The 11,779-nt window shown below is 65.9% G+C and carries 11 protein-coding genes; 4 read left to right on the top strand and 7 right to left on the bottom strand.

Translation table 11 applies throughout. The annotated features are described in order from the left end of the window. Positions 1-96: 96 nt before the first annotated feature. From GGR90_RS09460 to murI, 3 genes are all read right to left on the bottom strand, one after another. A complete protein-coding gene (locus tag GGR90_RS09460; RefSeq protein ID WP_167921184.1) occupies positions 97-786 on the bottom strand; it encodes a nitroreductase family protein in 690 nt (229 codons plus the stop codon). 7 nt (positions 787-793) lie between these two features. Continuing rightward, complete coding sequence (gene hemA, locus GGR90_RS09455) at positions 794-2,014, bottom strand: 5-aminolevulinate synthase (protein WP_167921183.1); 1,221 nt, start codon at positions 2,012-2,014, stop codon at positions 794-796. Positions 2,015-2,149: 135 nt separating this feature from the next. After that, the gene (murI, locus tag GGR90_RS09450; protein ID WP_167921182.1) at positions 2,150-2,956 is read right to left on the bottom strand and encodes a glutamate racemase; all 807 of its coding nucleotides are present in this window, start codon (positions 2,954-2,956) and stop codon (positions 2,150-2,152) included. Between the two features lie 214 nt (positions 2,957-3,170). On the opposite strand from murI, the gene plsY reads away from it, so the two are divergent. The 4 genes from plsY (at position 3,171) to GGR90_RS09430 (ending at position 8,712) form a co-directional block, all read left to right on the top strand. Then, a complete protein-coding gene (gene plsY / locus GGR90_RS09445) occupies positions 3,171-3,791 on the top strand; it encodes a glycerol-3-phosphate 1-O-acyltransferase PlsY (RefSeq protein WP_167921181.1) in 621 nt (206 codons plus the stop codon). Beyond that, positions 3,788-4,873, top strand: coding sequence for a DNA-processing protein DprA (gene dprA, locus GGR90_RS09440; RefSeq protein WP_342449923.1), 1,086 nt, complete (start codon positions 3,788-3,790; stop codon positions 4,871-4,873). The genes plsY and dprA overlap by 4 nt, the downstream gene beginning before the upstream one ends. A gap of 91 nt (positions 4,874-4,964) precedes the next feature. Further along, complete coding sequence (topA, locus tag GGR90_RS09435) at positions 4,965-7,517, top strand: type I DNA topoisomerase (RefSeq protein WP_167921179.1); 2,553 nt, start codon at positions 4,965-4,967, stop codon at positions 7,515-7,517. 73 nt (positions 7,518-7,590) lie between these two features. Then, positions 7,591-8,712 (top strand): alpha/beta fold hydrolase, encoded by a 1,122-nt coding sequence (locus GGR90_RS09430; protein WP_167921178.1) that lies wholly within the window; start codon positions 7,591-7,593, stop codon positions 8,710-8,712. Positions 8,713-8,716: 4 nt separating this feature from the next. Here GGR90_RS09430 and GGR90_RS09425 read toward each other — a convergent pair whose 3' ends face one another. From GGR90_RS09425 to lepB, 4 genes are read right to left on the bottom strand one after another with little or no spacing between them, the layout of a single operon-like run. Continuing rightward, positions 8,717-9,157, bottom strand: coding sequence for a hypothetical protein (locus tag GGR90_RS09425; protein ID WP_167921177.1), 441 nt, complete (start codon positions 9,155-9,157; stop codon positions 8,717-8,719). A gap of 22 nt (positions 9,158-9,179) precedes the next feature. Then, positions 9,180-10,073 carry a GTPase Era gene (gene era / locus GGR90_RS09420; protein ID WP_167921176.1) on the bottom strand — a complete coding sequence of 298 codons (894 nt, stop codon included), beginning with the start codon at positions 10,071-10,073 and terminating at the stop codon, positions 9,180-9,182. Then, entirely contained in the window at positions 10,070-10,750 is a 681-nt protein-coding gene (gene rnc, locus GGR90_RS09415) for a ribonuclease III (protein ID WP_167921175.1), read from the bottom strand. Before rnc ends, era begins: the two co-directional genes overlap by 4 nt. Further along, complete coding sequence (lepB, locus tag GGR90_RS09410) at positions 10,747-11,652, bottom strand: signal peptidase I (RefSeq protein ID WP_167921174.1); 906 nt, start codon at positions 11,650-11,652, stop codon at positions 10,747-10,749. The genes rnc and lepB overlap by 4 nt, the downstream gene beginning before the upstream one ends. Between the last annotated feature and the right edge of the window lie 127 nt (positions 11,653-11,779).

Raw genomic sequence — 11,779 nt, 5'->3', positions numbered from 1 at the left:
AACCGGCGATTCAGTAGTCTCGTGCAGAAGATGGGCCCCTGCCTTCGCAGGGGCACGGAGGCAGATTTCTTGCATAGGCAGCCTCAGCCCCTGCGCTCAATCCGCGAAGCCGACGAACCGCACCGCTTCTTCGACGCTCTTGCGGTTCGACACTACTGCATTCGCGGGAAAGTCGCCGTCGGGCCAGCCCATCGCGACGCAGATCATGATGACCTGATCGTCGGGGATGCGCGCATGTTCGCGCACCACGGGACTCTGCATGATGCCCTGGCTGTTGATCACGCAGCCGAGCCCCCGCGACCAGGCGGCGTTGACGAGCGCGTTGGTAACCGCGCCGCAGTCGAACGGCGCGATATCGCTGCCGAGCAGGACGCGATCATAGGTGACGACGATGCTGACCGGCGCGTCGAACTGGCGGAAACCGCGCAGCACCCAGTCCTGCCGCGCATCCTTGTCCTCGCGCGCGATGCCCATCGCGCCGAAGAGTTGCTTGGCGATCTCGATCTGGCGCGCGCGGTGGTCGTCGGCGACGCCGTCGAAGCGGCGGAACTCGCGGCTATCGGGCTTGCCCGCGAGGATACCATCGGTGTTGCCTTGGCGGATCGCCGCGAGCGCCGCGCCGGTGACGACCGAGAAATTCCAGCACTGATTGTTGAACGACGACGGCGCGCGCATCGCGACCTCGAGGATTTCGGCGATCAGCTCGCGCGGGACGGGCTTATCGAGGAAGCCGCGGATCGAGCGGCGTCCGACGACGACCTCGTCATAACCGGGGGCGGCCGTCACGCGGCGTTCACGCGGCCTTCTGAAGCTGCAGTTCGAGCCGGTCCCAAATCTCGACCAGTGCGCTCGTCAGCTCGCGCATCATCGCTTCGTCATGCGCCGGGCCGGGGGTGAAGCGCAGGCGTTCGGTACCGCGCGGCACCGTCGGGAAATTGATCGGCTGCACATAGACGCCATATTCGGCGAGCAGGATGTCGCTGATCTTCTTCGCACGCACCGGGTCGCCGACCATCAGCGGGACGATGTGCGTCGTCGAATCCATCACCGGCAGGCCGGCGTCGCGGAAGCTCCGCTTGAGATAGGCGGCGGCTTCCTGCTGCGCCTCGCGCTCGACGTTCGACGATTTGAGGTGGCGCACACTCGCAAGCACGCCGGCGACGAGCACCGGCGACAGGCTGGTGGTGAAGATGAAGCCCGGCGCATAGCTCCGGATCACGTCGATGATATTCTTCTCGGCCGCGATATAGCCGCCCATCACGCCGAACGCCTTGCCCAGCGTGCCTTCGATGATCGTGATGCGATCGGCGGCTTCGTCGCGGTCCGAGATGCCGCCGCCGCGCGGGCCGTACATGCCGACGGCATGGACTTCGTCGCAATAGGTGAGCGCGTTATATTTTTCGGCGAGGTCGCAGATCGCGTGGATCGGAGCGACGTCGCCGTCCATCGAATAGACGCTTTCGAACGCGATCAGCTTGGCGGCGTCGGGATCGTCGGCGGCGAGCAATTCCTCGAGATGTTCAAGGTCGTTGTGACGCCAGACGCGCTTTTCGCAGCCCGAGTTGCGGATGCCCGCGATCATCGAGGCATGGTTGAGCTCGTCCGAATAGATGATGCAGTTCGGCAGCAGCTTGCCGAGCGTGCCGAGCGTGGCTTCGTTCGAGATATAGCCCGAGGTGAAGAGCAGCGCCCCGTCCTTGCCGTGCAGGTCGGCAAGCTCATGTTCGAGATCGATGTGATAATGGGTGTTGCCGCCGATGTTGCGCGTGCCGCCCGAACCGGCGCCGACGTCGTGCAGCGCCTCTTCCATCGCGGCGACGACCTTGGGATGCTGGCCCATCGCGAGATAATCGTTCGAGCACCAGACGGTAATCGGCTTCGGCCCGTTATGGCCCGCAAAGCAGCGCGCGTTCGGGAAAGCGCCCCTGTTGCGCAGGATATCGATGAAGACGCGGTAGCGCCCCTCTTCGTGCAGCCGGTCGATCGCGCGTGCGAAGATGTCGTTGTAATTCACGTTTCAGCCCCGCAGTCAGGTGCCAGTCAAGTTTCGGGCGCCGCCCCCCGGCGGCTATTAACATGCGGGCCAATAACGCCGAAAAGCGCCGAAGGCCAGTGCGAACGATTCGCAGCACTAGGGCAAATTGTCCTATCAGATCGTCTCGATCGACCCGATGCCATAGGGGGCGAGCGCGGCGAGCGGCGGCGGCGGACGCTCGTCGCTGCGCGTGAAGACGGCGATGCCGGGTGCGGGTGCGCCGGGCCATAGCTGCCCTTCGGTCAGGTAGGCGATCCGCCGCGCGATGCCCGCGGCGCCGTCGATCAGGCGGACGTCGGGGCCCGCTACGGCCTGCAATTCATCGCGGAGCAGCGGAAAATGGGTGCAGGCGAGAACGACGACATCGATCGCGTCGCCGCCGGGCTGATCGCGCAGGCCCGCGATCGCGCGGGCGATCACCTCGCGATCGACCGCTTCGCCGCGCAGCTTGGCCTCGGCGCCGGTGACGAGCCCGGGGCTGCCGTGGCGCAGCACGGTCTTTCCGTCGGCGAACTTCGCGCTCAGATCGTCGACATAGGGCTGGCGCACCGTCGCTTCGGTGCCGAGCACGCCGATGACGCCGGTTTTGGTCATTTCGGCCGCGGGCTTGATCGCGGGCACGGTGCCGACGATCGGCAGGTCGAGCGCGGCGCGGACGTGGCCCAGCGCGATCGTCGAGGCGGTGTTGCACGCGATGACGGCGAGCCGCGGCTGATACCGCTCGACGAGGCGGCCGAGCAGCGCCGGAACCCGCGCGGCCAGTTCCTCGTCGCTTTTCTTGCCATAGGGCAGCCCGGCATAATCGGCGGCGTAAACGAACGGCGCGGTCGGGAGCAGCGCACGGGTGGGACCGAGCACGGTGAGGCCGCCGAGGCCGGAGTCGAAGAAGAGGATGGGGGCGCTAGGGGGCGGGGCGTGCATGGCAGGGCCGTAGCAGGGTGGAGGCGGAGCCTCAATCCACGCCCGTAGCCCCCGCGAAGGCGGGGGGCGCTAGAGGCTTTGTGCTACTTCGCCAGCGGTCCCAGCCTTCGCGGGGACGACGGTTATCGATCCATTTTGGCGGGCACGCCACGCTAATTCATTGATTGCGTCGCCCAACATCTCCACAACGATGCCGAACGGAGCAGGGGAGCCCATGACCATCTATTTGCTGATTCTCGCGGGATACCTGCTGGGTTCGATCCCGTTCGGCGTCATCCTGACCCGATTGTTCGGCGCGGGCGACCTGCGCCAGATCGGGTCGGGCAATATCGGCGCGACCAATGTGCTGCGCACCGGACGCAAAGAGCTGGCGGCGGCGACCCTGATTCTCGATGGCGCGAAGGGCGCGGTCGCGGTGCTGCTCGCGCGGCATCTCGTTCCCGAACTCGGCGATCATGCCGCGATGATCGCCGGCGCGGCGGCGGTGATCGGCCATTGCTATCCGGTGTGGCTGAAATTCCGCGGCGGAAAGGGCGTCGCAACGCTGCTCGGCCTGGCGCTGGCGCTCGCCTGGCCGATCGGGCTGGTGTTCGCGGTCGTCTGGCTCGGCACGGTTTTGCTTCTGCGCATCTCGTCGCTCGGCGGGATGCTCGGCGCGGTGTCGGCGCCGATCGCCGCGCTGGCATTCGGCCATCCGGTCTATGCGATCGGGCTCGCGGGGCTCGCGGTGATCATATTATGGCGGCATCGCGAGAATATCGCGCGACTGCGCGCCGGGACCGAGCCGCGCGTCGGCGGCAAGAAGGACGCTCCCAAAGGGGCCGGGGGGGCGTGACCCATGCCGAGCGGCTGGCGCGGCTGCGGCTGATCCGCACGCCGCATGTCGGGCCTGTTAGCTGGCACCAGCTGATGCAACGCTTCGGATCGGGCGAGGCCGCGCTCGAGGCCTTGCCCGAACTCGTGCTGCGCGGCGGAGCGGGGAAGCCGCGGATCGCGCCCGCCGAGATGGCGGAGCGCGAGATCGAGCGCGTCGCCGCGCTCGGCGCACGGCATATATTCAGCGACGAGGATGATTATTCGCCGATGCTGCGCGAGGTCGAGGGTGCGCCGCCCGTCGTCGTCGTGCGCGGCGATGCCGCGATGTTGCGGCGACCGTGCGTGGCGATCGTCGGCGCGCGCAACGCATCGGCGATCGCGTGCCGGTTCGCACGCCAGTTGGCGGCCGATCTCGTGGCGCGCGACGTCACGGTGGTCAGCGGACTGGCGCGCGGGGTCGATACCGCCGCCCATGTCGGCGCGCTGGGCGGATCGACGGTGGGCGTCATCGCCAGCGGCATCGACGTCGCCTTTCCGCCCGAAAATGCCGCGTTGCAGGAGAAGATCGCGAGCGATCAGCTGCTCATCGCCGAACAGCCGCCTGGGACCGAGCCGCTCGCGCGTCATTTCCCCTCACGCAACCGGATCATCGCCGGCGTCGCGCACGGGACGGTGGTGATCGAGGCGGCGCCCAAATCGGGATCGCTGATCACCGCGCGGCGTGCTGGCGATTATGGCCGCGAAGTGATGGCCGTGCCGGGCTCGCCGCTCGATCCATGCGCGCAAGGCTGCAACCTGCTGATCCGCGAGGGCGCGACGTTGATCCAGACGGTCGACGATGTGCTGGAGGCGGTCGGACCGATCGACGTGCGGATGGTACGCGAACCGGTACGACCCTACACCACCGCGCCAGCGCCGATGGACGCGAGCGACGGTGAGCGCCGCTCGTTGATCGACCTTCTCGGCCCGACGCCGGTGGCGGTGGACGAACTGGTGCGCCAATCCGGACAGGCCGCGTCGACCGTGCAGTTGCTGCTGCTCGAACTCGAGCTTGCGGGCCGGGTCGAACGCCACGCGGGAGCCAAGATTTCGCTCGTGTGAGGGCTGATGCAAAATCCGGCTTGACGGAATCAAGCGATCCCCGCCACCCTCGCGCGTACATGTGAGAGCCGGTGACGGGGATAGTAATTTAATGCAATTGGTAATTGTGGAATCGCCCGCAAAGGCGAAAACGATCGAAAAATACCTCGGTCGCGATTTCAAGGTGCTGGCCAGCTATGGCCATGTTCGCGACCTGCCGCCCAAGGACGGGTCGGTCGATCCCGACGACGGCTTTGCGATGCAGTGGCAGCTTTATCCTGACAAGACGAAGCGGATGAAGGAAATCCAGGACGCGGCGAAGACCGCCGACCGCCTGATCCTCGCGACCGACCCCGATCGCGAGGGCGAGGCGATCAGTTGGCATGTGCAGGAATTGCTGCGCAGCAAAAAGGCGTTGCCGGCTTCGGTCGACCGCGTCACCTTCAACGCGATCACCAAGCAGGCGGTGACCGATGCGATGGCGCATCCGCGCGCGCTCGACGACGATTTGATCGACGCGTATCGCGCTCGCCGCGCGCTCGACTATCTGGTCGGCTTCACCCTGTCGCCGGTGCTGTGGCGCAAGCTGCCCGGCGCGAAATCGGCGGGGCGCGTCCAGTCGGTGTCGCTGCGACTGGTGGTCGAGCGCGAGCGCGAGATCGAGGCCTTTGTCGCGCAGCAATATTGGTCGGTGACGGGCCTGTTCGAAATGAGCGGCACGCCGTTCAAGGCGCGCCTGTCGCGCTGGCGCGGCGACAAGATCGAGCGGCTGACGATCGGCACCGAAGCCGATGCCCGCGCCGCCGAAGCCGATGTGAAGGCGGGGCATTTTACCGTCGATGCGGTCGAGACCAAGCCGCTGACGCGCAACCCGCCGCCGCCGTTCACGACGTCGACCTTGCAACAGGAGGCGGCGCGCAAGCTCGGCTTCTCGGCGAGCCACACGATGCGCATCGCACAGGCGCTCTATGAGGATGGCGCGATCACCTATATGCGGACCGACGGCGTCCAGATGGACCACAGCGCGATCAGCGCCGCGCGCAAGGCCATCGCGACACGTTACGACGGCGGTTATGTTCCCGACCAGCCGCGGCAGTATCAGACCAAGGCGAAGAATGCGCAGGAAGCGCATGAGGCGATCCGCCCGACCGATTTTTCGAAGGACAAGGCGGGAAGCGGCGACCATGGGCGGCTCTATGAGCTGATCTGGAAGCGCGCGCTCGCGAGCCAGATGGCGTCGGCGCGGCTCGAACGCACCAGCGTCGATCTGACCGACGGCACCGGCAAGACCGTGATGCGCGCGACCGGGCAGGTGGTGAAGTTCCCGGGCTTCCTCGCGCTCTATGACGAAGGCCGCGACGACAGTGCGGACGACGAGGACGCGCGCCTGCTGCCCGCGATGGCGAAGGGCGATGCTCCGGCGAAAACGGGCGTCGAGGTCGAGAGCCACGAGACGCAGCCGCCGCCGCGCTATTCCGAGGCGAGCCTGGTCAAGAAGATGGAGGAACTCGGCATCGGGCGCCCGTCGACCTATGCCTCGATCTTGCAGGTGCTCAAGGACCGCGCCTATGTGACGGTCGAGAAGAACCGCTTCATCCCCGAGGAAAGCGGGCGGTTGCTCACGGCGTTCCTCGAACGTTTCTTCGAACGCTATGTCGGCTATGATTTCACCGCCGGGCTTGAGGAAGAGCTCGACGACGTCTCGGGCGGCCGCGCGCAGTGGCAGGCGGTGCTCGAACGCTTCTGGCGCGATTTCAAGCCGCGCACCGGCGAGGTGATGGAGCAGAAGCCGTCGGAGATCACCGCGGCGCTCGACGAGTTCCTCGGCGCGTATCTCTTCCCCGACAAGGGCGACGGCAGCGACCCGCGCCTGTGCCCCAATTGCGGCACTGGACGCCTCGCGCTGCGCGGCGGCAAGTTCGGGCCGTTCATCGCGTGCAGCAACTATCCCGACTGCAAGTTCACGCGCAAATTCGCGCAGCCGGGCGGCAGCGACGGTGCCGACACCGGGCCCGAGGCGATGGGCAATGACCCCGACAGCGGACTGGAAGTCACCAAGCGCAGCGGGCGCTTCGGGCCGTACATCCAACTCGGCGACGGCAAGGAGGCGAAGCGTTCGTCGATCCCCAAGGACATCCCGGGCGAGGATTTCGATCTCGATTACGCGCTCCGACTGCTTAGCCTGCCGCGCGAGGTCGGGGTGCATCCCGAAAGCGGCAAGGTCATCATGGCGGGGCTGGGGCGTTACGGCCCCTATCTGCTCCACGACGGCAAATATGCCAAGCTGACCGGCACCGCCGAAATCTTCGACATCGGCATGAATGCCGCGGTCGTCCGCATCGCCGAGGCGGCGGCGGGCGGCGGACGCGGGCGGACCAAGGCCGAGCCGCTCAACACCTTTGGCCCGCATCCGACGAGCGGCGGCGAGATGAAGCTGATGGAGGGGCGTTTCGGGCCCTATGTCACCGACGGCACGACGAATGCGACGCTGCCCAAGACGGCCGACCCCGCGACGCTGACGCTCGAAGAAGCGATCGCCTTGATCGATGCGCGCGCGGCGAAGGGGCCGGCAAAGGGCAAGAAGAAAGCGGCGCCGAAGAAAGCGGCGGCCAAGAAGCCTGCCGCCAAGAAGGTACCTGCCAAAAAAACGGCATCCAAGGAATAACGTCATCCCGGCGAAGGCCGGGATGACGATTTCGTTTTGGCCTGATACGTTGGGGCATCGGGGAGACTTGTCCATGCGCCACCTGCTTGCTGCCATCCTGTTCGCCCTGTCGATGTTTTCGCTACCCACCGCTGCCCAGTCGCCGCGCTACCTGATCTCGGCCAGCCCGATGACCGACGCGCCTTCCGGCATACAGGCATGGCGCATCCAATATTGGACAACCAACGGCAGCGGTCAGCGTTTCGCCGCCACCGGCATCGTCGCAGCGCCGATGGAGGCGATCCCGCCGCGCCCGCGCCGCGTCATTGCCTGGACGCACGGTGCGTGGGGCGTCGCGGAAAAATGCGCGCCGTCGCTTAGCCCGAACTTCTTTGAATATTCGGCGGGAATGGATGCCGTCCGCTCGGGCTATGTCGTCGTCGCACCCGACTATATCGGCCTTGGCAGCCCGACGATGCACCCGTTTCTCGTCGGCCCCGATACGGCGAACGCGGTGCTCGATGCGGTGCGAGCGGCGCGCGAAATCCCCGGGGCGGCCGCCGGAAGCAGCTTCGCCGTCTGGGGGGAGTCGCAGGGCGGCCACGCCGCGTTGTGGACCGCAACCGCCGCACGCTCCTATGCCCCCGACCTGACGCTCGTCGGCACCGCCGCCGCCGCGCCGCCGACCGACCTCGCCGCCAATCTGCGCGAAGGCAGCGACAAGAATGCGCGGGCGCTACTGTTGTCCTTTGCGCTCCATAGCTGGTCGACGCTCTATAATTTTCCGCTCGACGGTGTCGCCAACCGCACGAACCAGGGGATTATCAATCGGCTGGCGCAGAACAACTGCGTCGCCTTTAATAAGAAGCCCAAGCTCGGCACGATCCTAGGCATCCTGACCATCGCGCGTGCGACGAGGAGCAACGACATCGCGAGGATTGAACCCTTCGGCTCCTTCGCGCGCGCCAACAGCGTCGATCCGGCGCGCGTGCCCGGACCGCTGCTGATCGCGCAGAGCGGCAAGGACACGATCGTCGCGCCCGCGGTAACGCGCAAGTTCGCCAAGGCCGCGTGCAAACGCGGCACGCCGACGCGCTGGATCGCCCTGACCGGCGGTCATGGCACGAGCGCGAAGGACAGCGCGCAGGAAACTATCGGCTGGATCACCGCGCGCTTCGACGGCAATCCGGCGCCGAATGACTGTCGGCGGATTTAGGCTTTTAGCGGAAGGTGTCGGGATCGACGGGTGGCGTGCGATCGAACCACGCGATCGAATCGGGGCGGAACAGCATGTAAACGGCGGCACCCTGGATGACTGTGATGACGATCGCTACACCCAGCAACATGCCCTGCGGTCCAAGCGGATTGTTGAGGTTGCTCAGCATCGACCACAGCCCGATCGCGAAAAAAGCTACCAAAATCCATTTGGCGACCTTGCTCCCCCGCGCAGAGATGAAATACCAGATGATCAGGTTGATGATCAGGCCGATGGCGAACGTCGCGATTATGAACCCCGATCCGAAACCGATGGCTGCAAGCTCGGGCGCGTTCGCGAGCTTCTCCGACACTTGCTTCCATGCGAACAGGAAGTTCAGCGCCCCGAGTATCAACGATCCCAGGAACAGTCGGTCGAAAAGAATGATGGAACCCGGTTTGATCATTTTACCCCCTCGTTGTTATTGCTCAATCGACCCAGTCGAGCCCCATGTCGCGATAGACGCTGCGGTCCTCGTCCCAGTTCGCCTTGACCTTCACATGCAGGAACAGGTGCACCTTGCGGCCAAGGAGTTCGGTCAGTTCGGCGCGCGCGCGACTGCCGATTTCCTTAATCCGCTCGCCCTTGTGGCCAAGGATGATCGCGCGCTGGTTGTCGCGCGCGACCAATATCTGCTGGTGGATTTCGGCGCTGCCGTCGGGACGGTTCGTGAATTTTTCGGTCTCGACGGTCGACTGATAGGGCAGTTCCTCATGGAGCTGGCGGTAAAGCTGCTCGCGCGTGATTTCGGCGGCGAGCATGCGTTCGGGCGCGTTGCTGACCTCGTCCTCGGGGAAGTGCCACGGCCCCTCGGGCATCAGCTTCGCCAGCTGCGCCTTAAGTTCGGGCACACCGTCGCCGCTGCTGGCCGAGACGAAGAAGGTTTCATCGAAAGGCGCGCGGCCGTTGAGCTCGGTCGCGATGGCGAGCAGCTTGTCCTTCTTGGTCAGGTCGACCTTGTTGAGGATCAGATATTTCTTCTCGGGCCGGTTCGCGATGCCTTCGAGCACGCGCTCGACGCGGCCCGTCAGCTTCGCCGCGGCGTCGACCATCACGAGGATCGCCTCGGCTTCCTCGAGACTGCTCCACGCGGCGGCGACCATCGCGCGGTCGAGCCGGCGCGTCGGCGCGAAGATGCCCGGCGTGTCGATCAGCACGATCTGCGTCTCGCCCTCCATCGCGACGCCCATCAGCCGCGTGCGCGTCGTCTGCGCTTTCGGGCTGACGATCGCGACCTTTTGGCCGACGAGTGCGTTGACGATGGTCGACTTGCCCGCGTTGGGCGCGCCGACGACGGCGACAAACCCGCAATGCTGGGTCATTCCCTGGTTCCTTCGAGTTCGGCGAGCAAGGCCGCCGCGGCGGCCTTTTCCGCCGCCTGTTTGCTGGCGCCTTCGGCTTCGGCGCGGGCGAGCTTGCCGACGCTCACGGCGATGCGGAAGCGCGGGGCGTGGTCGGGCCCTTCGCGCGATACGATTTCATATTCGGGTGGACGGCGCCCCCGCGCAAGCGCCCATTCCTGAAGCGCGGCCTTCGGATGTTTCGGCGCCGCCTGCTGTCCCTCGATCATCTCGTCCCAATGTTTGAGGATGAAGCGCCGCGCCTCTTCGGCGCCCTTGTCGAGATAGATCGCGCCGATTAGTGCCTCGATCGCGTCGGCGGCGATATTGTCGCTGTAACGGCCGCCGTCGTTGCGCGCCTGCGCGCCGAAACGGACGAGCGCGGTCAGGTCCAGCCGCTGCGCGATCGCCGCGCAGGTCGCGCCCGACGCGAGCACGTGCAGCCGCGAGGACATTTCGCCCTCGGTCGCTTTCGGAAAGCGCGCGTAGAGTTCCGACGCGATGACAAGCCCGAGCACACGGTCGCCCAGAAATTCCAGCCGCTGATAATCGGCGCGACCGGTGCTGCCGTGCGTCAGCGCCAGATCGTAAAGCGTCAGGTCATCCGGGGTGCAGCCGATGATCCCGGCGAGCGCCCCGGTGTCCAGCATATCGTTCAAAAACCGTCCCCGATGCGCTCCCAGCGCGCGGCGGTGAACCAGCTGATCGGGTTGACCCAGCTTGCCGACCCGTCGGTCGAGAACATCCCGACGAGCGCGTGGCCGACAAGGTTTTCCTCGGGAACAAGGCCGATGCCCTGGTTCTCCATCGCCGGGAAGCGGCTGTCGGCGCTGCGGTCGCGGTTGTCGCCCATCAGGAACAAATGCCCCTCGGGCACAACGACGAGCGGTGTATTGTCCTCGGCGATAGGCACGATGTCGAGGATGGCATAGCTTTTGCCGCTCGGCAGCGTTTCCTTGAATTGCGTGTAGCGGCACTGACGCTGGCCGTCGGCGGTGACTTCCTCGAACTCGGGCGAATAGCAGGGCAGGGTGCCCGTCGCGCGCGAAGCGTCGATCATGTTCTGCGTCACCGGAATGACGAAGTCGGGCATCGCTTCGCGCTGCAGCGGCTTGCCGTTGAGCCAGACGATCCCGCCCTTCACCTGCACGCTGTCGCCGGGCAGGCCGATCACGCGCTTGATATAATCATTGTCGTTGACCGGCGGCGCCTTGAACACGACGACGTCGCCGCGCTCGGGCGTGTGCGGGAAAATGCGGCCCGGGATCAGCGGCGCGCTGAACGGCAGGCTGAATTTCGAATAGCCATAGGCCATTTTGTTCACGAGCAGATAGTCGCCGATCAAGAGCCGCGGCTGCATCGATTCCGACGGAATATTGAAGGGCGAGAGGAAAAAGCTGCGGAAAACCAGCACCGCGATCGCGAGCAGCGCGAGGAAGCGGACGGTGTCGACCGCCTCTTCCTTGGCGGATAGGGGCGCGGGGGCCGGGGCGGGCGGCGTGGGTTCGATCGGGGGCCCGCTCGGGGGCGTCACATCGGCGGTAAAGCTGGCATCGGTCATGCTGCGGCATTGGCGATGAATAGGTTGCCACGTCAAGCAAATATCGGCGGACGCCACTGGCGCGGCGTGGGTGGGGAGCCTAGAGAAGAGCCGACATTTCATTGCCGCTCGCATCGAGCGAAGTCGA

The sequence above is a fragment of the Sphingopyxis italica genome, from assembly GCF_011926545.1.
Lineage (GTDB): Bacteria > Pseudomonadota > Alphaproteobacteria > Sphingomonadales > Sphingomonadaceae > Sphingopyxis > Sphingopyxis italica.
This window is presented reverse-complemented; position numbering and strand designations above follow the sequence as displayed.

Coding starts and splice junctions, on each gene's coding strand:
- plsY (WP_167921181.1), top strand. CDS start 3,171: ATGACCATCTATTTGCTGATTCTCGCGGGATACCTGCTGGGTTCGATC.
- era (WP_167921176.1), bottom strand. CDS start 10,073: ATGACCCAGCATTGCGGGTTTGTCGCCGTCGTCGGCGCGCCCAACGCG.
- GGR90_RS09430 (WP_167921178.1), top strand. CDS start 7,591: ATGCGCCACCTGCTTGCTGCCATCCTGTTCGCCCTGTCGATGTTTTCG.
- topA (WP_167921179.1), top strand. CDS start 4,965: ATGCAATTGGTAATTGTGGAATCGCCCGCAAAGGCGAAAACGATCGAA.
- murI (WP_167921182.1), bottom strand. CDS start 2,956: ATGCACGCCCCGCCCCCTAGCGCCCCCATCCTCTTCTTCGACTCCGGC.
- GGR90_RS09425 (WP_167921177.1), bottom strand. CDS start 9,157: ATGATCAAACCGGGTTCCATCATTCTTTTCGACCGACTGTTCCTGGGA.
- lepB (WP_167921174.1), bottom strand. CDS start 11,652: ATGACCGATGCCAGCTTTACCGCCGATGTGACGCCCCCGAGCGGGCCC.